The sequence below is a fragment of the Methylobacterium sp. Gmos1 genome (assembly GCF_053764715.1).
The window spans coordinates 519,382-538,615 of record NZ_JBSNCC010000001.1 but is presented as its reverse complement, the minus strand read 5'-3'; the positions used below and the strand labels follow the sequence as shown (position 1 = coordinate 538,615).

The window sequence follows — 19,234 nt, the reverse complement described above, 5'->3', positions numbered from 1 at the left end:
GGTCACGGCGCCACCGCTTCGCCGCGGCGGTGGAAATGGGCCAGGAAGGCGCGGGTGTCGGGATGCTGCGGCGCGTCGATCAGGGTGCGGGCGGGGCCCTCCTCGACTACGACGCCGTCGCGCAGGAAGACCACCCGGTCGGCGACCTCGCGGGCGAAGGCGATCTCGTGGGTGACGATCACCATGGTCATGCCGTCGGCGGCGAGCGCCCGCATCACGCCCAGCACCTCGCCGACCAGCTCCGGGTCGAGGGCCGAGGTCGCCTCGTCGAACAGCATCACCTCGGGCTCCATGGCGAGCGCCCGCGCGATGGCGACGCGCTGCTTCTGCCCGCCCGACAGGCGGCTCGGATACTGCTCGGCCTTGTCGGCGAGGCCGACCTTGGCGAGCAGCGCGCGGGCCCGCGCCTCGGCCTGCGCCTTCGGCAGGCGCTGCACGGTGCGCGGCCCCTCCATGACGTTCTGGAGCGCCGTGAGGTGCGGAAACAGGTTGAAGTGCTGGAACACCATGCCGGTCCCGGCGCGAAACCGCGCCATCGCCTTGGTGCCCGGCAATCTCGTGCCCGGACCGAACCGGAACGCGTCGTCCCCGACCCGGACCTCGCCCGCATCGGGCACCACCAGGAGGTTGATGCAGCGCAAGAGCGTCGACTTGCCCGAGCCCGACGGCCCGATCAGCGCCACCACACCGCCCGCCGGTACGGCGAGCGACACGTCCTTCAGCACCGCGTTCGCCCCGAAGCTCTTGGCGAGATGCGTGATCGCGATCTTTGGATTCTCGGCCATGGCGGCTCTCAATCGCTCGTGGCGAGGCGCCGCTCGCCCCGGCGCACGATCCAGGTGAGGGGGTAGAGCGCCGCGAAGTACATCACCGCCACGAGGGTGTAGATCTCCAGCGGGCGGTAGCTGTCATGCGCCGCGACCTGGCCCTGGTACAGGAGGTCCGGAACCGCCAGCACCGAGACGAGCGAGGTGTTCTTGAACTGGATGATCGACTGGTTCATCAGCGGCGGCACCATGCGCTTGAGCGCCTGGGGCAGGATGATCCGGCGCAGGCTCTGGCCCGGGGTCATGCCGAGCGCCGCCGCCGCCTCGCCCTGGCCGCGGTCGATCGACACGATGCCGCCGCGGATGATCTCGGCGTAGAACGAGCCGCCGTAGAGCGACAACGCCAGCACGGAGGCGCCGATCGCCGAGATCTCGATCCCTGCGAGGATCGGCAGGGCGTAGTAGAACCACACCAGCTGCACCAGGAGCGGGGTGCAGCGGAACACCTCGATGTAGGCGTTGGAGAGCCAGCGCAGGGGCGCGACGGGCGAGAGCTTGGCGAGACCCGCGGCCAGGCCGACCAGGAGCCCGATCACCACGATCGCGACCGTGAAGGACGCGGTGACGCCGAGCCCCTGGAGGAACAGCCAGCGGTAGGTCCAGAGCGAGCCGAAATCCCAGGTGTACATGTCAGACTTCAACCCTCTCGGGCCGCTCCGCGCCGCTTCATACGAAATCCGGTTGATCGCTTCGCGATACGGATTTCGGCTTCGCTCAAGCGCCGCGCGGGCTGGTGATACCCCTTCCGGAAGTGATCTTCCGGAAGGGGTATCAGGCTTCCGGCCGCTCCGCGGCCCTGGCGGCTCACAGCGAGACGCCGGCCGGCATGTCGGCCTCGGTCACGCCCACCAGCTCCATGTTCGACACGATGGTCTGGCGGATGAAGCCGAGGCCCTTGTTGTAGTCGATCCAGGTGTTGACGAAGTCGCGCAGGGTCTTGTCGCGCTCGCGCCGGAAGCCGGCATTCGAGGTGGTGGCGAAGACCGGGTTCGGCACCACCAACTGCCCGAGGCCCGAGTTCTTCTTCAGCACGGTCATCGCCAGCATCAGGATCAGGCATTGCGCGTCGACCCGGCCGGTCGAGAGCGCCAGCGTCGCCTCGTCGGCCGACTTGAAGCGCACCACCTGGGCCTTCGGGCAGAGCCGGGTCACCACGGCGTCGTGCGAGGAGCCGACATCGACCGCGAGCTTGACGTCCGGGCTGTTCAGCTCGGCCCAGGTCTTGGGCGAAAAGCCCTTTTTGGCGACGACCGTGAAGGCGTTGCTGAACACCGGCACCGAGAAGTCGACCACCAGCGCCCGCTTCGGAGTCGGGTTGAGGCCGAAGAACAGGTCGATCTTGTTGGCCTGGAGGTCGAGCACCGAATTGCCCCAGGTGGTCTCGGACAGTTCCAGCTCCGCCTCGAGCTCGGCGGCGAGCGCCTTCGCCATGTCGACGTAGAAGCCGCGCCACTGACCCGTGGCGATGTCCTTCTGGTAGTACGGCGCCCCGCCGGCCACCGCCGCGGTGCGCAGCTTCTTCGTCCGGCGGATCCGGTCGAAGGCGCTCTCCGAGGCGTCCTGCGCCTGGGCCGGGGTGACGAGCGCGGAGGCGGCCGCCCCCGCCGCCACGGAGCCGACCCCCACCAGGCCTGCCAGCGATCTGCGTGACAGCATCACGACGTTTCCTTCTCTCGATGCGCGTTCCTCGCAGCCGCGCTTAGCACGTGGCGGGCCAGAGGCCACGGGGTAGGGTGATCTAATCCGGGGAATCGGCCCAAGGCCTCACACAAAGATCTTGCAGGGGAGACGACCATGACCGAGCGCAACGCCGTCGACGCGGCGATCGTCAGCCGGCGCAGCGTCCGGGGCTTTCGGCCCGATCCGGTGCCGGAGGCGACGATCCGCGAGCTGATCGCGCTGGCCGGCCGGGCGCCGAGCGGCAGCAACATCCAGCCCTGGCGGGTCCACGTCGTCACCGGCGAAGCCCTGCGGCGCCTCACGGTCGCCCTCACGGCAGCGCACGAGGGCGACGCGCCGGAGGCGCGGGAATACGAGTATTACCCGGTCAACTGGCGCGAGCCCTATCTCGGCCGGCGCCGGGCGCTCGGCTGGCAGCTCTACGGGCTTGCCGGAATCGAGAAGGGCGACAAGGCGGGCGCCAAGCACCAGATGGGCCGCAACTTCACGTTCTTCGGGGCCCCCGTCGGCCTCGTCTTCACCATCGACCGCGACATGGAGCAGGGCAGCTGGCTCGATTACGGCATGTTCCTGCAAACGCTGATGCTCGCCGCCCGCGGCCGCGGCCTCGACACCTGCCCGCAGGCAGCGATCGCGAGCTACCCGGCAATGGTGCGCGAGCAGCTCGGAATCCCGGAGAGCGAGATCGTGGTGTGCGGCATGGCGCTCGGCATTGCCGATCCCGAGGAGCCGGTGAACGGCTTGCGGGCCGAGCGGGAGCCGGTCGAGGCGTATACGGTGTTCCACGGCGATTGAGGCCTGGGCCGTCCACTCGCGCTCACGCGACCGCTTCGGTCCGCCCCTCCGTATAGCGCGACAGGTCCGGCTCCTCCAGCGATCCCCCGAACAGCTTCCCCGCCACGCCGCGCAGCGCCGGCAGGCTCGCCGCCCACAAGGCCCCATGCAGCACGCGGATGCCGGCCCGCGTGCGCGGATGCATCAGGCGTGGCGCGATCTTCGGCACGCCCTGCGCCTGCGACACTATCGGGCGCATCGCCCGCTCGTAGGCCGCGAGCGCGTCCGGCACGTCGTCGCCGCGGGCGAGTTCCCCGGCGAGCACCCGCGCTCCGGTGATCGCCAGCGTGGCACCGATGCCGGCGAGCGGCGTCACGCACCAGGCCGCGTCCCCGGTGAGCGCGATGCGGCCGCGCGACCAGCGTGGCATCCGCACCTGGCGCAGCACGTCGAAGTAGAAGTCGTCGGTGTCGTCGAGGGCGGCCAGCACCCGCGGCGCCTCCCAGCCGGCATCGCGAAAACGCTCGCGCAGGAAATCCTTCTGGCGGGCGACGTCCCAGCCCTGCGCCTCGCGCAGCGGGCCGTGGACCGAGAGCATCGCCCGGGTGGTGCCGCAGGGGTCGGGCCGCAGCGACACGCTGCGGCTGCCGGGCGCGTTGTACCAGCGCCAGAGCCGGTCGTCGGCGGGCGTGCGGGGAGCGGTGAAGTAGGCGATCGTCAGGTCCATCCAGCGCGGGTCGTTCTCGCCCGGGAACACCCGCTCGCGGGTCGCGGAGCCGACGCCCTCGGCGATGATCACGGCGTCGTAGCGCGCGGTCTCGCCGGACGCGAAGGTCACGGTCCCGTCCTCCCCGGCCTGTGCGATGGCGTCGCCGAACCGGTAGGCGGCGCGGTCGCTGCTCGCCTCGTAGAGCAGGCGCGCGAGGTCGCCGCGCAGGATCTCCATCTCGGCGGTCGGCCCGTCGCCCGCCGTGTCCCCGGCCATGAAGCGCGCCGCGGGCCGGCCGGCGGCGTCGACCCAGGCCGTGCCTTCCTCGCCGGTGCCGCGTTCGAGCGCCGCCCGCTCCAGCCCCATCTCGCGCAGGATCGTGCGGCCGATGCCGCGCACGTCGACGTTCTGGCCGCCGTCCCGGAAGGCGGGGGCGCGCTCGACGACCGTGACGTCGAAGCCGGCGCGGCCGAGCCACCAGGCGGCGGTAGCGCCACTGATGCTGGCGCCGGTGATGAGGACGCGGCGGGCCACGGCTACTCCACCCGCACGGCGGGCTCGAACCGCCCCTTCACCTTCACCGGCACCGTGAAGGTCCGCCCGGCGAAGCGGTCGTCGGTGCGGTCCGGGTCGAGGCCTTCCGTCGCCGAGGTGACGACCAGCGTGTCGGCGCCCTCGCCGATGAAGGCCGGGCAGGTCACCTGGCGCGCCGGCATCGCGATGCTGCGCACCCGCGTGCCGTCCGGCGCGTAGGCGTCGAGGCTCGCCCCGCCCCAGCGGGCGTTCCAGAGCAGGCCCTCCTCGTCGAACACCGCGCCGTCCGGGGCGCCCTCGGAGGCCGGGACCTGGACGAAGAACTGGCGCTCACCCACCGGCAGGCCGGTCGCCGGGTCGGTGGCGATGCGCCAGATCGTGCCGGCCTCGGAATCGGCGAAGGTCGCGACGGTGCCGTCGCCCGAGAACGCGATGGCGTTCGGGATGGTGAGGCCGGAGAACAGCAGCCTGACCTCGCCGCGGAAGAACCAGTAGATCGCGCCAAAGCCCTTCTGGGCCTCCCGCCCCATCGTGCCGAGCCAGAGCGCGCCGCTCGGGTGCACCCGGCCGTCGTTGGAGCGGGTTTCCGGCCGGTCGGCCTCGAGCGGCGTCAGCAGCCGCAGGCGGCCGGTGGCGATGTCGCGCAGGTACAGCCCGTCCTCGGCGCCGAGGAGCTGGGTGTGGTCGTCGACCCGCGCCACCATCGAGGCCATCACCGGCAGGTCGTGGAGGATCGTGCCGCCGCCCGCGAACGGGCGCTCGGCGAGGTGCTTGCCGAGGATATCGAGCCAGTACAGCCGGCCGAGGCCGGGATGCGCCGCCGGCCCCTCGCCCAGGATGCAGGCATGGTCGCAGAATATGCCGGCCCAGCCGCTCATCGGGCGGTCTCCCTGGTGAAGCGGTATTCGATGATCTGGCGGTAGGTCTCGCCCGGGCGAAGCACCGCGCTCGGGAAGCCCGGGTGGTTCGGCGCGTCCGGAAACGCCTCGGGCTCCAGGCAGATCGCGGAGCGGGCGGCGTAGCCGAGGCCGGCCTTGGCCAGCTGCGTGCCGTCGTAGAACTGCAAAGCCGGGGCGGTCGCGAGCACCGTCAGCGCCACGTCGCTGCCCGCCGCCGTGACCCGGGCGACGGGACGGGGCTCGCGGGTGGTCTCGCGCCCGAGCACGAAGGCGTGGTCGAAGGCTTGCGCCCCGATGCGGGTCGGCGCGCGCAGGTCGAAGCGGGTGCCGGCGACCGGGGCGACCTCCCCGGTCGGGATCTGCGCCTCGTCGACCGGAAGGTAGGAATCCGCCGGGATCTCGATCACGTGGTCGTCGATCGTCGGGGCCGGAAAGCCCGCGAGGGGCAGCAGCAGGTTGAAGTAGCTGTGGTTCGTCAGGTTGACGATCGTCGGCGCGGTGGTGGTCGCCGTGAGCGTGGTGCGCAGGGTGCCGGGGCCGGTGATGGCGTAGGTGCAGGACACGGTGAGCGCCCCCGGATAGCCCTCCTCGCCATCGGCCGCCCGGTAGGTCAGCGTGACCGCCCGCGGGCCGACCTCCGTGAAGGTCCAGTTGCGGCGCGAGAAGCCGCGCACGCCGCCATGCAGGTGGGTGCGGCCCGCCTCGTTGCGGGGCAGTTCGTAGGCCGTGCCGTCGAGGGTGAAGCGTCCGCCGGCGATGCGGTTGGCGAAGCGCCCGACGAGCGCGCCGAATTGCGGGGTTTTTTCCACGTAGTCGTGCGGATCGTCGCGCCCGAGCACCATCGGGCGGCCGTGGAGGTCGAGCCGGCGCAGCACCGCGCCGAGGCTCATGACCGAGACCGCCAGCCCTTCGCCCTCGAGGCGCGCCTCCAGGATCGGGCTGCCGTCCGGCATCGTGCCGACGGGGGCGGGGGCCGGGAGGGGGCCAGTGTCGTTCATGCCGGGCTCCTTCGGGCGCATGGCTCGCTCGCGTTAGGGTAGGGCGCCCGCGGCGCCCTCTCCACCGCCGCTTCGCTGTTCTTCAGCCCGTCGCGCACCGCCGCCTCGGTCGCCGCCGCGGCGGCCGCGGCGTCGCCGGCGCGGATCGCCGCCGCAATCGCCGCGTGGGTGCGCCAGGCGACGTCGTGCGCCTGCGGGTCGGTGGGGCGGCTCAAGTGGAACAGCACGTCGAGCGCCGCCTCGGTCACCGCGCCGACCGAGTGCATGAACAGGTTGCCGGAGGCGTCGGCGAGGGCGAGGTGGAACGCCACGTCGGCCCGGGCGAAGGCCGGGTCGAGGCCGGGCGCCGCCCGCATCGCGGCGACGCACGCATCGAGGGTGTCGAGGTCGGCGGCGGTGCGGCGCGCGGCGGCGAGCGCCGCCGCCGCCGGCTCGATGGCGAGGCGGATCTCGGCGAGGTCGTGCAGGAAGCGCGCGTCGATCCCGGCCTCGATGGTCCAGGCGAGCACGTCGCGGTCGAACAGGTTCCAGGCCGACCGCTCGCGCACCCGTGTGCCGACCCGGGTGCGGGCCTCGATCATGCCCTTGCCCGAGAGCGTCTTGATCGCCTCGCGCAGCACCGTGCGGGACACGCCGAACTGCGCGAGCAGGACCGGCTCGCCCGGCAGCACGTCGCCCGGCGGGTAGCGCCCGCCGACGATGCCGGTGCCGAGCGCCCGCGCGACCCGGGCGTGACCCGGGCCGGGCGGTGGCACGGTTGCGGCGCGCAATTCATCCAAGGTTGCATCCTCCCGCGGTTTTTCGCCTCTTGCCCGCGCGGCAGGATTCCGCGATAAGGGCCGGGCCACTGGAATAGTCATATTAAATGATTTTCAGTGCGTCGAGCGATCCGACGGGCTTCAGGGAGGAAGCGTTGGCGGCAATCTATCCGGACCTTGCGGGCAAGGTCGTGGTGGTGACGGGCGGCGGCTCCGGCATCGGGGCCGAGCTGGTCCGGCACTTCGCGCGGCAGAAGGCGCGGGTCGGCTTCCTGGACATCGCGGACGAGCCCTCGCGGGCGCTCGCCTCCGAGCTCGAGGGGCAGGGTCTCGACGTCGCGTTCGAGCACGCCGACGTCACCGACATTCCGGCGCTGAAGGCCGCGATCGGGCGGATCCGCGACCGCTTCGGCCCGGTCGACGTGCTGATGAACAACGCCGCCCACGACGAGCGCCACGCCACCGAGGAGGTGACGGAGGCCTACTGGGACGGCCGCATCGCGGTGAACCTCAAGCACCAGTTCTTCGCGGCGCAAGCCGTGCTGCCCGACATGAAGGCGAAGGGCGCCGGCGCGATCGTCAATTTCGGCTCGGTCTCGTGGATGATCGGCCAGGGCGGCATGGCCGCCTACACCGCCTGCAAGTCCGGCGTGATCGGGCTCACCCGCTCGCTCGCCCGGGATTTCGGGCCGTTCGGCGTCCGCGTCAACGCGCTGGCGCCGGGCTGGATCATGACCGAGCGCCAGCTCGCCCTCTGGGTGACACCGGAATCCGACGCCGAGATCAACGAACGCCAGTGCCTCAAGCGCAAGCTGGTGCCGGCGGACGTCGCGCGCTTCGCCGTCTTCCTCGCCTCGGAGGAGGCCGGCGCCTGCACCAACCAGCACTACGTCGTCGACGGCGGCTGGGTGTAGGATTTCTTGGTGTAAGATTTCTTGGGGGCCCGCCGGCCCCCGCGACCGAGATTCTGGACGGCCCACACCCCCGCGCGACCAAGACGCGGGGATCCCCGGAGGAAACATGAAGTCGTTCGCCGCCCTCATCGGCGGGGCCCTGGTGGCCGCCGCGATGCTCGCCTCGCCCGCCCACGCCCAGCAGAAGGGCAAGGTCGGCGTCGCGATGCCGACGAAGTCCTCGGCGCGCTGGATCGCCGACGGCCAGGGCCTCGTCCAGGCGCTCAAGGACAAGGGCTACACCGCCGACCTGCAATACGCCGAGGACGAGATCCCCAACCAGCTGTCGCAGATCGAGAACATGATCACCACCGGCGCCAAGGTGCTGGTGATCGCGGCGATCGACGGCACCACCCTGTCGGACGTGCTCCAGCAGGCGAGCGAGCGCGGGATCAAGGTCATCGCCTACGACCGCCTGATCCGCGGCTCGAAGAACGTCGATTACTACGCCACCTTCGACAACTTCCAGGTCGGCGTGCTGCAAGGCAGCTACATCGTCGACAAGCTCGGCTTGAAGGACGGCAAGGGGCCGTTCAACATCGAGCTGTTCGGCGGCTCGCCCGACGACAACAACGCCTACTTCTTCTACGACGGGGCGATGTCGGCGCTCAAACCCTACATCGAGTCCGGCAAGCTCGTCGTGCAGAGCAAGCAGCTCGGGATGGACAAGGTCTCGACCCTGCGCTGGGACGGCGCGGCGGCCCAGGCCCGCATGGACAACCTGCTGTCGGCCTTCTACGGCAACAAGCGCGTCGACGCGGTGCTCTCGCCCTACGACGGCATCTCGATCGGCATAATCTCGTCGCTGAAGGGCGTCGGCTACGGCTCGCCCGACCAGCCGCTGCCGATCATCACAGGCCAGGACGCCGAGCTGCCCTCGATCAAGTCGATCGTGCGCGGTGAGCAGAGCATGACGGTGTTCAAGGACACCCGCGAGCTCGCCAAGGTCACGAGCGACATGGTCGACGCGATCTCCACCGGCCGCGAGGTCCCGGTCAACGACACCAAGACCTACAACAACGGCGTCAAGGTGGTGCCGTCCTACCTGCTCAAACCCGTCGCGGTCGACAAGGACAACTGGCAGAAGACGCTGATCGACAGCGGCTACTACAAGGCCCAGCAGGTCAAGTGATGGCGGCGTCCCTGGCCTCGGCGGCGGTGCCGGGCGCATCCCCGATCCTGGAGATGCGCGGCATCACCAAGGCGTTCCCGGGCGTCAAGGCGCTCGACAACGTCACCCTCGCCGTCCGCGCCGGCGAGATCCATGCCGTCTGCGGCGAGAATGGGGCCGGGAAGTCGACCCTGATGAAGGTGCTGAGCGGGGTCTACCCCGCCGGCTCCTACGACGGCAGCATCCTGTTCGATGGGCAGGTGCGGCGCTTCTCCGGCATCCCCGACAGCGAGGCGCTTGGCATCATCATCATCCACCAGGAACTCGCCCTGGTGCCGCTCCTGTCGATCGCGGAAAACATCTTTCTCGGCAACGAGGCGGCCTCGCGCCTCGGCGTGATCGACTGGCCCCAGGTGATGGGGCGCACCCGCGATCTCCTCGCCCGGGTCGGCCTGAGCGAGGCGCCCGAGACCCTGGTGACCGATCTCGGCGTCGGCAAGCAGCAGCTCGTCGAGATCGCCAAGGCGCTCTCGAAGCGGGTGCGGCTCCTGATCCTCGACGAGCCGACGGCCTCCCTCAACGAGAGCGACAGCGACGGGCTGCTGACCCTGCTGGAGGCGTTTCGCCAGCAGGGCATCACCTCGATCCTGATCTCGCACAAGCTCAACGAGGTCGCCCGGGTCGCCGACAGCGTCACGATCCTGCGCGACGGCGCCAGCGTCGAGACGCTGCCGCGCGAGGCGATGCTCGGGCCCGACGGAAAGCTCAACGAGGACCGGATCATCAAGGGCATGGTCGGGCGCGACCTCGCCCACCGCTATCCGCCGCGGGAGGGCGTCGCGATCGGCGAGAGGCTGCTCGAGGTCAGGGGCTGGAGCGTGCGCCACCCGCTCCATCCCGACCGGCTGGCGGTGGAGGATGTGAGCCTCACCGTGCGCCGCGGCGAGGTCGTCGGCATGGCGGGCCTGCTCGGCGCCGGGCGGACCGAGTTCGCCATGAGCCTGTTCGGCGGCGCCTACGGCACCCGCGTCGCCGGCGAGGCGCGCTTGAGGGGCGAGCCCGCCGATCTGTCGAGCGTCGAGAAGGCGATCGCCGCCGGCCTCGCCTACGCCACCGAGGATCGCAAGGGCTACGGCCTGGTGCTCCACGAGGACATCCGCACCAACGTCTCGCTCGCCAATCTCCCGAGCGTCTCAGGCCGCGGCGTGATCGACGAGGACCGGGAGCGGGCGGTCGCCGAGCGCTATCGCGAGCGCCTGCGGATCCGCTCGTCGGGCATCGACCAGGCGACCGTCAACCTGTCGGGCGGCAACCAGCAGAAGGTCGTGCTGAGCAAGTGGCTCTTCGCCGACCCGGACGTGCTGATCCTCGACGAGCCGACCCGCGGCATCGATGTCGGCGCCAAGTACGAGATCTACGCGATCATCAACGACCTCGCCCGGCAGGGGAAGGGCGTGCTCATCATCTCCTCGGAGATGCCCGAGCTGCTCGGGATGTGCGACCGCATCCTCGTCATGAACCGGGGCCGCATCGTCGGCGAGCTACCCGCGGCGGAGGCCTCGCAGGAGGCGATCATGCGGGCCATCGTCACCTCGGGAGGACACTGAACGCCATGAGCGACACCGCAACCCCCCTCCAGGCGCCGGGTCCTACGACGGTCGCGGGCTTCAACGCCAAGGCCTTCTCCGGCTCCTTGCGCGACTACGGCATGATCCTGTGCCTCGTCGGCATCGTGATCTTCTTCCAGTTCTTCACCGACGGGGCGCTGCTGCGCCCGCTCAACCTCACCAACCTTGTGCTGCAGAACAGCTACATCGTGGTGATGGCGCTCGGCATGCTGCTCGTCATCGTGGCCGGGCACATCGATCTGTCGGTCGGCTCGACCGCGGGCTTCATCGGCGCGCTCGCCGCGGTGCTGATGGTGCAGATGGGCCTGCACCCGCTCCTGGCCACGCTGCTCTGCCTCGTCGCCGGCGGGATCATCGGCGCGGCGCAGGGGTGGTGGGTGGCCTATCTGCGCATCCCGTCCTTCATCGTCACCCTCGCCGGGATGCTGGTGTTCAAGGGCCTGACCCTGGCGCTGCTCGCCGGCCAGTCGGTTGGGCCGTTCCCGCCCGACTTCCAGAAGCTCAGCTCCGGCTTCATCCCGGACGTCGTCACCGGCGGCTCGCTGCGCATCACCTCGGTCCTCGTCGGCGTGGCACTCGCGGTCATCCTCGTCGGCTCGAACCTGCGCCGGCGCCTCGGCCAGCAGCGCCAGGGCTTCACGCCCGAGCCGATCGCCGCCTTCGTGCTCAAGAACGCGCTGGTGGCCGCAATCATCGTCGCCTTCAGCACCTGGCTCGCCACCTATCGCGGCCTGCCGAACGTTCTGATCGTGATGTTCGCCCTGATCCTGCTCTACCGCTTCGTGACGAGCCGCACGGTGATCGGCCGGCGAGTCTACGCGATCGGCGGCAACGAGAAGGCGGCCAAGCTCTCGGGCATCAACACCGAGCGCCTGACCTTCCTCACCTTCGTCAACATGGGGGTGCTCGCCGCGCTCGCCGGCCTGATCTTCGCCGCCCGCCTCAACACCGCGACCCCGAAGGCGGGCCTCGGCTTCGAGCTCGACGTCATCGCCGCCTGCTTCATCGGCGGCGCCTCGGCGTCCGGCGGCGTCGGCAAGGTCACGGGCGCGGTGGTCGGCGCGCTGATCATGGGCGTGATGAACAACGGCATGTCGATCCTCGGCATCGGCATCGACTACCAGCAGGTCATCAAGGGGCTGGTGCTGCTGGGTGCGGTGAGCATCGACCAGTATTATCGCAAGCGGTAGGGGTGCCTGCTTCCAGCTAGAGCATTTTCCGACGAAGTGGATACCGGTTCGTCGAAGAAAATGCGGCAAAACAAGTGCTTAGAGAGCTTCGCGATTGCAACGCGATCGTGAAGTACTCTAGCGGCCATTCCATCCGCGATGTCATCCCGGGTTCCGCTCTCGCGGCCCCGGGATATGACGCGAAGGGCGAGACCATCGTCGCGAGGATCCGGCCCGCCTGACTTGGCGAACCGACCCACCCGCACGGCGTTGCCCCCGGACACAAACTCCCCGGGAGCATCCCATGTCCGAGCCCAAGACCCAGCCCCCCGGCGTCGACGAGGACGCGATCAGCCGGCCGCGCCTGACGCCGCAAGGGCGCGACGCGCCGGAGCCCGGGGGCGAGGACGCGACCGATCCGGCCGGCGGTGCCAAGCAGGGGCAGGGCGACAAGGCGGAAGGGTAGCGCGGACCCCGTTGACGCGCGCCCGCGAAACGCGCCCTAACGGCGGCCGGACACGCGAGACACCGCGTCAAGGAGCCCCGCCATGAGCCGCCTCGTCTACGTGCTGAACGGCCCGAACCTGAACCTGCTCGGCAAGCGCCAGCCGCACATCTACGGCAGCGAGACGCTCGCCGACGTCGAGGCAGCCTGCCGGGCCCTCGCAGGCGAGCTCAACCTCGAGATCCGCTTCCACCAGTCGAACCGCGAGTACGAGATCATCGACTGGATCCACGAGGCGCGCGAGACCGCCGGCGGGATCGTCATCAATCCGGCGGCCTTCACCCACACCTCGGTGGCGATCCTCGACGCGCTCAACACCTTCGAGGCGCCGGTGATCGAGGTGCACATCTCGAACGTCCACAAGCGCGAGGCGTTTCGCCATCACTCCTACGTCTCGCTGCGCGCCGACGGGGTGATCGCGGGCCTCGGCACGCAAGGGTACGGGCTGGCGTTGCGCCGCGTGGCGCAGCTGATCGACGCGAAGGGGTGAGGCGCCGCGTCCGTTCGACTCGCCACGGGAGTTCGCGGCTACCCGCATAATTAGACAACGGGGCGAGATTGATCAGCGCTCCCGACACCGACGAGCTGATGCGGCGCCCGTCCTCCCTCGCCGCGACCTGCGGGATCGATCGGTGATCCGCCGCGAGCCGAAATCAGGTGGACCGGAGGCGGTCGCCCGCCCCCGGCCCTCTCGACCATCCTGATGCTGGGGGGATCTCAGTCGGTCGAGAACCGGTAGTTCAGGCCGGCGCGCACCACGCCGAAATCCGCCTTGGGCTTGCCGAGGCCGTAATAGGCGTTGGTGGCGGTGTCGTAGACGAGGCCGCCGCTGCCGCCGTTGCGGTCGAGGCTGACGTAGAGCGCCTCGATCCGGGCGCTCAGGCGCTCGGTGATGGCGTATTCGACGCCGCCGCCGGCAGTCCAGCCGGTGCGGAAGGTGTCGGGCAAAGTCCCGGTATAGTACGAGGCGTTCGTCGGCGTACTGCCGCCGCCATAGGCGAAGCCCCCGGTGCCGTAGACCAGGAAGCGGTCGAAGGCGTAGCCGATCCGGCCGCGCACCGTGCCGAACCAGTCGAGGCTCGGACCCACGTCGTAGAAGGTCGTCGTGCCGACGAGGCCGCTGCGGGCGCGCCCGAAGGTGGTGCCCTGGATGTCGGCCTCGACGCCGACGACGAAGCCGGAGCCCGGCGTGAACTGGTAATTGTAGCCGATCTGGCCGCCGCCGACGAAGGCGGCGTCGCGGCTGCCCGGGGTCACGGTGCCGTAGGTGGTGTCCGTGAAGGTGCCGCCCCCGCCGCCGAAGCCCGCGCCGGCATTCACGCCGGCGTAGAAGCCGGTCCAGGTGAAGACCGGGACGGGGGTGAAGGCCGGCGGCGGCGCGGCGCGGCGCGGCAGGTCGGCGGCGGAGGCCGGCGACGCGGCCGTGAGGGCAGCCGCGAGGGCGAGCGCGCCGGCGAGGCCGAGCGCTTCGGTCGATCTGATCATCGGGGAAACCGTGCGTGGATCTTCGGGGAGGAGCCGGGCGGGACACCGTCCGGGCCGTCAGTCTCGGCCGGCGTCGTGCCGGCCTGCGTCCGAACCGGGGTCAGAGGTTCTGGACGATGCAGATCGCCTGGAGGGCGACCAGCAGGATCGCGCCGCCGATCACGAGGCAGAGGGCGGCGACGATCAGGGCCTCGCCGCCGTCGGCCGGCTCGCGCCGGGAGCGGAGAGCGGGGCGGTCCGCGTCGATCTCCGGGGCCGGGAAGGCCCGGCCGAGGGGAGCGGGATGGGACCGGTCGCTGCGCAGGGCCTCGAGCATCGGACGAACTCCTGTGTCAGCGGGCGGGGGATAGCGTGGGGGCGGGATGGGCGAGGTCGGCCAGGGTCGCTGCCGCCACCGGCATCCCGAGCCCCGCGACGACCGCGAGACCGCGCACCAGCATCGCCACCGGCAGGCGCGACGGCGTCCGGCGGCGCGGGCTGGCGGGGATCCGCAAGGGCTCGTCGGAGGCACAGCGGAGAGGGAGCGGATGAGCCATCGGGTTTCCTGTGGCGGCTGACGGCGTGGGAAATCTGACCACGTCCATTCCTCTATGTGGGCAAAATTCCCACGTCAACTGGAAAACGCCTTGCGCCGCGCTTTCGTGGGATTGTGTCCCACGGCGCCTCCGCTACAACGATCGTGATGTCAGAGCCGACCCCGAGATTGCCGCCGGATGCCGGCGCGCTGCAGGCCCCGCTCGCCCGGCTGCTGCGCCCGCTGGTGCGCCTGTTCGTGCGCAGCGGGATCACCTTCCCGGCGCTGACCGATCTCCTGCGCGAGCTCTACGTGAACGTCGCCGAGTACGACTTCGCCCTGCCCGGCAAGGACCAGACCGACAGCCGGGTCAGCCTGCTCACCGGCATCCACCGCAAGGAGGTGCGCCGCCTGCGCGGCGCCGGCGCGCCGGTGAGCGCGGTGCCGGCCGCGGTCTCGCGCACCAGCCGCATCATCGCCCGCTGGGTCGCCGCACCCGACTTCACCGAGGCCGACGGCCGGCCGAAGGCCCTGCCGCGGGTGGCCGAGAGCGGGCCGTCCTTCGAGAGCCTGGTCGCCTCGGTGACCCGGGACCTGCGCCCGCGGGCGGTGCTCGACGAATGGCTTGACCGCGGGCTCGTGACACTCGACGACCAGGAGCGCATCGTGCTCGCCGAGGCCGCCTTCCTGCCGAGCGGCGGCGGCAGCCAGCAGCTCTACTATTTCGGACGCAACCTCCACGACCACATTGCGGCCGCGGTCACCAACATCCTGGAGGAGAAGCCGCGTTTCTTCGAGCGCGCGGTGCATTACGACGGGCTGTCGCCCGAGCTGGCGCGGCGGCTGGAGGGACGGGCGCGGGAGATCGCCATGGAGGCGCTGCAGCAGGCCAACCGCGAGGCGCACGCGGCCTGCGAGACCGATCCGGGCGGCGAGGCGCGCTGGAACTTCGGCATCTACATCTATTCCGAGGATGCGCCGCAGGCCCCGATGCAGGCGCCGCCCCGGCCCGGGCCGAAGGCGTGAGGGTGGGGCCCGTGCGACGCGCGACCTCCGTCACCAGACGCGGCCTCCTGCGGGGGACCTTGCGCCTCCTTTCCGGCGCGAGCTGGCTCGCCGTCGCGGGACCCGTGCGTGCCGCCGGCGACAAGATCCTCGACCAGGGGATCGGCGGCACCGGCATCCGGCCCGGGACCGACGAGGAGGGCGACCGCGGCATCGGCGGCACCGGCGTCGTCGGCACCATCCGGGGCTTCGGCAGCATCATCGTCAACGACCTGCGCATCGCCTACCCGGCCGACGTGCCGGTGACGGTCGACGGGCGCCCGGCCCGGGTCGAGGACCTGCGCGTCGGCCAAGTGGTGCGCGCCCTGGCGGCTCCGGGGGAGGGCGGGCTGTCCACCGCCGGCATCGCGGTGATCCACGAGGTGGTCGGCCCGGTGCAGCGCGTCGCGCCCGACCGGCTGACGGTGCTCGGCCAGGCGGTCGCCACCGCCGGGCTGCCGCCCGAGATGCCGCGGCCGAAGGTCGGCGAGCGGGTGGCGGTGAGCGGCTTGCGCCGGCCCGACGGCAGCATCGCGGCGAGCCGGATCGACCCGGCCGGAACCGCGCCGGACCTCGTCGCCGGCCCGGTGCGGCGCGGGCCGGGCGGCGCCCTGCGGATCGGCAACCTGCCGCTCACCGGCCTCGACCCGGCGCTCGCCGGCGGCCGGGCGGTGGCGGAGGGGAGGCTCGATGGCGGCCGGCTCGCGGTGGCCCGGGCGGTCGCGGCGGCCGAGCCGTTCGGTGCGGAGGCGCGGCGCCTGTCGATCGAGGCCTACGTAACCCGCGAGGGCGGGGCCTTGCGCACCGGCGCCGGCTACGCGGTCACCGGCCGCGGCGGGCTCGTGCCAACCGGGGGCGGCCTCGCGATCCTCGACGGCCGCGCCGGCCGCGGCGGCCGCCTCGACCTCGACGGCGTGCGGTTCAGGCCCGACCCGGCCGGGCGCGGCGGGGACCGTGGGCAGGAGGCCCCGAGCGGACCCGGGCGGGGCGGCCCGGGGCAGGGCGGGCCCGGGGGGCATGCGCCGGGCGGTCATGGCCCTGGAAATCGTGGCCGGGGAAATCTTGGCCCTGGAAATCCTGGCCCGGGTCACGGCGGCCAGGGCGGATTCCCGGGCGAGCGGCCGGGTCCGTCGGGCCGGTCCTTCGGCCCGGGCGGGGAGGGGCCGTTCGGCGGCCAGGGCCGCGGCGAGGTCGACCCGCGCCTGCCGGGCGGGGAGGGGACGGGGCGCTTCGGTGGCCAGGGCGGGTTCGGAGGACCGGGCGGCTTCGGCGGCCAGGGCGGCTTCGGCGGTCAAGGCGGCTTCGGCGGTCAAGGCGGGTTCGGCCGGCCGGGCGGCGAGGGGCCCGGCGGCTTCGGGGGCGGCGGGGGCGGGTTCGGCGGCGGCGGGCGGCGCTGAGGCGAATCAGCCGAATCACCACGCCGTCCGATTCTGCTGTGGAGGATCGAAGAAGCTTGGCCGTTGTGGCTGTGGGGCCACACCGCAGTGCGAAACCTGACCGTTTTCCGGTTGAGTTAACGGCCAAGTTCGGCCCCGGAACGGCCAAGTCTCTTTCCCGCCGTATTTGAACCGGAGCAGGATGGGCCTTCCCGTCGGTGCGACCGCGCACTGGCCCCCTCCAGCAGGTCCTGCATGCGCAAGCGCCTCCTCATCGCCGTCGCCGTCGCGGCGCCGCTCCCCGCCACGGCGCAGGTGAGCCCCGTCCGCGACAACATCGACGCGCTGATCGAGGCGCATGCCAAGGCCAACGGCGTCCCGGCGAGCTTCATCCACCGGGTGGTGAAGCGGGAGAGCGGCTACAATCCCCGCGCGGTCGGCCGCGGCGGGGCGATGGGCCTGATGCAGATCAAGCACGGCACCGCCCGGTCGCTGGGCTACAGCGGCCCGGCCTCGGGCCTGCTCGACGCCAAGATCAACCTGACCTACGGCGTCGCCTACCTCGCCGGCGCCTACAAGACCGCGCACGGCAACGAGGCCCAGGCCTACAGCTACTACGCCCGCGGCTACTACTACGCCGCCAAGCGGGCGGGCATCCGCACCGACGTGGCCGAGCTCGAGGCGCCGCCGGTCCGCGAATTGCCGGTGAACCCGCTCAACAAGTTCCTCGGCAGCGTCTTCGGCGCCCGCCAGACGGCGGCCACCGCCACGGCCTCCGCCGACCCGTCGGTCGCCGCCCTGTCGAGCGCCGTCGCCCAGCCGACGCCGCAATACACCCTGCCGCCGCCGGCGGCTCCGCAAGCGCCCGCGGCCATCCAAGCGCCCGCGGCCAATCAGGCGCCCGCGGCCCCGCAGGCCCTCGCCGCCTACCAGCCGGCGGCGGCGCAGGTGCAGCCGCAGGCAGCCGAGGCCGATCCGGTCGTCACCGTGCCGCTGCCGCCGGTCCGCCCCGCCTCCCTGGCGTTCCACGCCGCCCCGGCGCCCTCGGCCGGCCCGGTCCTCGCCTATGCGGGCAGCAGCGCCGCCCTGCCGTTCCCGACCTCGGGCCAGACGGTCAGCCTCGCGGCGACGCCCGCCGCGTCTCCCGCGCCGGCGGCTCAGCCGAATACGGCGACCACCACGGTCGCCGCCCTGGATCCGGCCGCCGCCCCGGCCGAGCCCGAGGCCGGCCCCAAGATGCCGCTGCCGCCGCGCCGCCCGGTCGAGTTCCGCCACTTCGTCGTGCGCAAGCCCGCGCCGCCGGTGCCCCAGACCGCCGCCGCCGTGGCGCCGGAGCCGGCCGCCGCGGTCAGCCAGTAACTCAGCCCTCCCCGGCGAACAGGGCCCGCGCCTGCGCGGGCGAGGCGACGGCGATCCCGACCGCGCGCGCCAGGGCGGCGAGGCCGGCCACCTGCGCGGCGTTGTCCGGCGCCAGGCTGCCGTCCGGCCGCCACAGGTTGTTCTCGAACCCGACCCGGGCATGCCCGCCGAGCGCCGCCGCGGCGACGAGGCAGGCCGCCTCCCGCGGCCCGAAGGCGCACAAGCCCCAGGGCAGGTCGAGGTGGTGCTCGGAATTCCACGCGCCGAGGAACGGCAGCAGGTCGGCGGGGTCCGAGCGCTGGCCGACGGCGTAGCGGCCGAGCACGAACAGGACGCTCGCCCGGTCGAGCGGGATCAGCCCCCGCGCCACCAGGCCCTGGAAGCGGGTGACGTCGCCCGCATCGTACAGGATGTGCTGCACCATCACCCCGGCCCGGGCCTGCTCGGAGAGGAAGTCGGCGGCAGCGCCCTCGTCCTCCGGCTCGGCGAAGAGCTCGCGCAGGGCGACCGAGAACGCCTCGGGCTTGAGCGCCCGCATCGCCGCCATCTGCTCGGCCGGGCCGTAGAGGCCGACCGCCTCGGTGGTGACCTGGCAGATCATCTCCGGCCCCGCCTCCCGGCGCACGGCGGCGAGCGCCGCCCGGTATCGGTCGAGGTCGAGGGTGTGGCGCGCTTCCGCGTCCCGCACGTGCAGGTGGATCATCGCGGCGCCGGCCTCGCGGCAGCGGGCGGCCTCGAGGCCGATCTCCCGCGGGTCGATCGGCAGGGCCGGGTGGTCGGCCTTGGTGCGGCGGGCGCCGTTCGGCGCCACGGTGATGACGAGGGGGAGGGCCATCTGTCTCTCGGTTCCGTGTGGCGGCCGCCCCCGCGACGCGCGGCGCAGTCTGCACCACCTGCCGTCCGCCGCCCAT

Annotated in this window: 21 protein-coding genes; 10 read left to right on the top strand and 11 right to left on the bottom strand. The window is 71.9% G+C overall.

From position 1 onward, the window contains the following. Nucleotides 1-2: 2 nt before the first annotated feature. The 3 genes from ACS5PV_RS02445 to ACS5PV_RS02435 all read right to left on the bottom strand — a co-directional run bounded on the left by ACS5PV_RS02445 (nucleotide 3) and on the right by ACS5PV_RS02435 (nucleotide 2,483). Nucleotides 3-785 (bottom strand): amino acid ABC transporter ATP-binding protein, encoded by a 783-nt coding sequence (locus ACS5PV_RS02445; protein WP_455393777.1) that lies wholly within the window; start codon nucleotides 783-785, stop codon nucleotides 3-5. A gap of 8 nt (nucleotides 786-793) precedes the next feature. Then, the gene (locus ACS5PV_RS02440; protein WP_455393887.1) at nucleotides 794-1,456 is read right to left on the bottom strand and encodes an amino acid ABC transporter permease; all 663 of its coding nucleotides are present in this window, start codon (nucleotides 1,454-1,456) and stop codon (nucleotides 794-796) included. 175 nt (nucleotides 1,457-1,631) lie between these two features. Next, a complete protein-coding gene (locus ACS5PV_RS02435) occupies nucleotides 1,632-2,483 on the bottom strand; it encodes a transporter substrate-binding domain-containing protein (RefSeq protein WP_455393776.1) in 852 nt (283 codons plus the stop codon). 138 nt (nucleotides 2,484-2,621) lie between these two features. Here ACS5PV_RS02435 and ACS5PV_RS02430 point away from each other — a divergent pair, with 138 nt between their 5' ends. Continuing rightward, the gene (locus ACS5PV_RS02430) at nucleotides 2,622-3,302 is read left to right on the top strand and encodes a nitroreductase (protein WP_455393775.1); all 681 of its coding nucleotides are present in this window, start codon (nucleotides 2,622-2,624) and stop codon (nucleotides 3,300-3,302) included. 22 nt (nucleotides 3,303-3,324) lie between these two features. Here the strand turns inward: ACS5PV_RS02430 and ACS5PV_RS02425 are convergent, their stop codons facing one another. Genes ACS5PV_RS02425 through ACS5PV_RS02410 form a run of 4 tightly spaced genes read right to left on the bottom strand, consistent with a single transcriptional unit; the run spans nucleotide 3,325 to nucleotide 7,200 of the window. Further along, nucleotides 3,325-4,524, bottom strand: coding sequence for an FAD-dependent monooxygenase (locus tag ACS5PV_RS02425; protein ID WP_455393774.1), 1,200 nt, complete (start codon nucleotides 4,522-4,524; stop codon nucleotides 3,325-3,327). A 2-nt stretch (nucleotides 4,525-4,526) separates the two neighbouring features. Beyond that, entirely contained in the window at nucleotides 4,527-5,402 is an 876-nt protein-coding gene (locus ACS5PV_RS02420; RefSeq protein ID WP_455393773.1) for an SMP-30/gluconolactonase/LRE family protein, read from the bottom strand. Beyond that, nucleotides 5,399-6,421 (bottom strand): aldose epimerase family protein, encoded by a 1,023-nt coding sequence (locus ACS5PV_RS02415; RefSeq protein ID WP_455393772.1) that lies wholly within the window; start codon nucleotides 6,419-6,421, stop codon nucleotides 5,399-5,401. Before ACS5PV_RS02415 ends, ACS5PV_RS02420 begins: the two co-directional genes overlap by 4 nt. Next, a complete protein-coding gene (locus ACS5PV_RS02410) occupies nucleotides 6,418-7,200 on the bottom strand; it encodes a FadR/GntR family transcriptional regulator (protein ID WP_455393771.1) in 783 nt (260 codons plus the stop codon). The genes ACS5PV_RS02415 and ACS5PV_RS02410 overlap by 4 nt, the downstream gene beginning before the upstream one ends. Before the next feature lie 134 nt (nucleotides 7,201-7,334). On the opposite strand from ACS5PV_RS02410, the gene ACS5PV_RS02405 reads away from it, so the two are divergent. The 6 genes from ACS5PV_RS02405 (at nucleotide 7,335) to aroQ (ending at nucleotide 13,035) form a co-directional block, all read left to right on the top strand. Further along, nucleotides 7,335-8,093, top strand: a complete 759-nt coding sequence (locus ACS5PV_RS02405; RefSeq protein ID WP_455393770.1) for an SDR family NAD(P)-dependent oxidoreductase — start codon at nucleotides 7,335-7,337, stop codon at nucleotides 8,091-8,093. 106 nt (nucleotides 8,094-8,199) lie between these two features. Then, entirely contained in the window at nucleotides 8,200-9,264 is a 1,065-nt protein-coding gene (gene chvE, locus ACS5PV_RS02400) for a multiple monosaccharide ABC transporter substrate-binding protein (protein ID WP_455393769.1), read from the top strand. Continuing rightward, on the top strand, nucleotides 9,264-10,850 hold the full coding sequence (mmsA, locus tag ACS5PV_RS02395; protein ID WP_455393768.1) for a multiple monosaccharide ABC transporter ATP-binding protein: 1,587 nt from the start codon (nucleotides 9,264-9,266) through the stop codon (nucleotides 10,848-10,850). The genes chvE and mmsA overlap by 1 nt, the downstream gene beginning before the upstream one ends. A 5-nt stretch (nucleotides 10,851-10,855) precedes the next feature. Next, complete coding sequence (gene mmsB / locus ACS5PV_RS02390; protein WP_455393767.1) at nucleotides 10,856-12,061, top strand: multiple monosaccharide ABC transporter permease; 1,206 nt, start codon at nucleotides 10,856-10,858, stop codon at nucleotides 12,059-12,061. 283 nt (nucleotides 12,062-12,344) lie between these two features. After that, nucleotides 12,345-12,506 carry a hypothetical protein gene (locus tag ACS5PV_RS02385; RefSeq protein WP_455393766.1) on the top strand — a complete coding sequence of 54 codons (162 nt, stop codon included), beginning with the start codon at nucleotides 12,345-12,347 and terminating at the stop codon, nucleotides 12,504-12,506. An 82-nt stretch (nucleotides 12,507-12,588) separates the two neighbouring features. Then, on the top strand, nucleotides 12,589-13,035 hold the full coding sequence (gene aroQ, locus ACS5PV_RS02380; protein ID WP_455393765.1) for a type II 3-dehydroquinate dehydratase: 447 nt from the start codon (nucleotides 12,589-12,591) through the stop codon (nucleotides 13,033-13,035). A gap of 227 nt (nucleotides 13,036-13,262) precedes the next feature. Here aroQ and ACS5PV_RS02375 read toward each other — a convergent pair whose 3' ends face one another. The 3 genes from ACS5PV_RS02375 to ACS5PV_RS02365 form a co-directional block, all read right to left on the bottom strand. Next, nucleotides 13,263-14,030 carry an outer membrane protein gene (locus tag ACS5PV_RS02375; protein ID WP_455393764.1) on the bottom strand — a complete coding sequence of 256 codons (768 nt, stop codon included), beginning with the start codon at nucleotides 14,028-14,030 and terminating at the stop codon, nucleotides 13,263-13,265. A gap of 100 nt (nucleotides 14,031-14,130) precedes the next feature. Continuing rightward, nucleotides 14,131-14,346 (bottom strand): hypothetical protein, encoded by a 216-nt coding sequence (locus ACS5PV_RS02370; RefSeq protein WP_455393763.1) that lies wholly within the window; start codon nucleotides 14,344-14,346, stop codon nucleotides 14,131-14,133. A gap of 16 nt (nucleotides 14,347-14,362) precedes the next feature. Further along, a complete protein-coding gene (locus tag ACS5PV_RS02365) occupies nucleotides 14,363-14,566 on the bottom strand; it encodes a hypothetical protein (protein ID WP_455393762.1) in 204 nt (67 codons plus the stop codon). 146 nt (nucleotides 14,567-14,712) lie between these two features. On the opposite strand from ACS5PV_RS02365, the gene ACS5PV_RS02360 reads away from it, so the two are divergent. From ACS5PV_RS02360 to ACS5PV_RS02350, 3 genes are all read left to right on the top strand, one after another. Continuing rightward, nucleotides 14,713-15,570, top strand: a complete 858-nt coding sequence (locus ACS5PV_RS02360) for a DUF6502 family protein (RefSeq protein WP_455393761.1) — start codon at nucleotides 14,713-14,715, stop codon at nucleotides 15,568-15,570. Nucleotides 15,571-15,581: 11 nt separating this feature from the next. Continuing rightward, nucleotides 15,582-16,985: a DUF5666 domain-containing protein gene (locus tag ACS5PV_RS02355; RefSeq protein ID WP_455393760.1), complete on the top strand. Its 1,404-nt coding sequence runs from the start codon at nucleotides 15,582-15,584 to the stop codon at nucleotides 16,983-16,985. Between the two features lie 234 nt (nucleotides 16,986-17,219). Further along, nucleotides 17,220-18,323, top strand: coding sequence for a lytic transglycosylase domain-containing protein (locus ACS5PV_RS02350; protein ID WP_455393759.1), 1,104 nt, complete (start codon nucleotides 17,220-17,222; stop codon nucleotides 18,321-18,323). Between the two features lies 1 nt (nucleotide 18,324). Here ACS5PV_RS02350 and ACS5PV_RS02345 read toward each other — a convergent pair whose 3' ends face one another. Then, the gene (locus ACS5PV_RS02345) at nucleotides 18,325-19,158 is read right to left on the bottom strand and encodes a 3-keto-5-aminohexanoate cleavage protein (protein ID WP_455393758.1); all 834 of its coding nucleotides are present in this window, start codon (nucleotides 19,156-19,158) and stop codon (nucleotides 18,325-18,327) included. Nucleotides 19,159-19,234: the final 76 nt, after the last annotated feature.

Bases quoted from the DNA above. Each gene is read 5' to 3' on its own strand.
- ACS5PV_RS02440 (WP_455393887.1), bottom strand. From the start codon at position 1,456: ATGTACACCTGGGATTTCGGCTCGCTCTGGACCTACCGCTGGCTGTTC.
- ACS5PV_RS02420 (WP_455393773.1), bottom strand. From the start codon at position 5,402: ATGAGCGGCTGGGCCGGCATATTCTGCGACCATGCCTGCATCCTGGGC.
- mmsA (WP_455393768.1), top strand. From the start codon at position 9,264: ATGGCGGCGTCCCTGGCCTCGGCGGCGGTGCCGGGCGCATCCCCGATC.
- ACS5PV_RS02385 (WP_455393766.1), top strand. From the start codon at position 12,345: ATGTCCGAGCCCAAGACCCAGCCCCCCGGCGTCGACGAGGACGCGATC.
- chvE (WP_455393769.1), top strand. From the start codon at position 8,200: ATGAAGTCGTTCGCCGCCCTCATCGGCGGGGCCCTGGTGGCCGCCGCG.
- ACS5PV_RS02375 (WP_455393764.1), bottom strand. From the start codon at position 14,030: ATGATCAGATCGACCGAAGCGCTCGGCCTCGCCGGCGCGCTCGCCCTC.
- ACS5PV_RS02445 (WP_455393777.1), bottom strand. From the start codon at position 785: ATGGCCGAGAATCCAAAGATCGCGATCACGCATCTCGCCAAGAGCTTC.
- ACS5PV_RS02365 (WP_455393762.1), bottom strand. From the start codon at position 14,566: ATGGCTCATCCGCTCCCTCTCCGCTGTGCCTCCGACGAGCCCTTGCGG.
- ACS5PV_RS02345 (WP_455393758.1), bottom strand. From the start codon at position 19,158: ATGGCCCTCCCCCTCGTCATCACCGTGGCGCCGAACGGCGCCCGCCGC.
- ACS5PV_RS02430 (WP_455393775.1), top strand. From the start codon at position 2,622: ATGACCGAGCGCAACGCCGTCGACGCGGCGATCGTCAGCCGGCGCAGC.
- ACS5PV_RS02350 (WP_455393759.1), top strand. From the start codon at position 17,220: ATGCGCAAGCGCCTCCTCATCGCCGTCGCCGTCGCGGCGCCGCTCCCC.
- ACS5PV_RS02435 (WP_455393776.1), bottom strand. From the start codon at position 2,483: ATGCTGTCACGCAGATCGCTGGCAGGCCTGGTGGGGGTCGGCTCCGTG.
- ACS5PV_RS02415 (WP_455393772.1), bottom strand. From the start codon at position 6,421: ATGAACGACACTGGCCCCCTCCCGGCCCCCGCCCCCGTCGGCACGATG.
- ACS5PV_RS02370 (WP_455393763.1), bottom strand. From the start codon at position 14,346: ATGCTCGAGGCCCTGCGCAGCGACCGGTCCCATCCCGCTCCCCTCGGC.
- aroQ (WP_455393765.1), top strand. From the start codon at position 12,589: ATGAGCCGCCTCGTCTACGTGCTGAACGGCCCGAACCTGAACCTGCTC.
- ACS5PV_RS02360 (WP_455393761.1), top strand. From the start codon at position 14,713: ATGTCAGAGCCGACCCCGAGATTGCCGCCGGATGCCGGCGCGCTGCAG.
- mmsB (WP_455393767.1), top strand. From the start codon at position 10,856: ATGAGCGACACCGCAACCCCCCTCCAGGCGCCGGGTCCTACGACGGTC.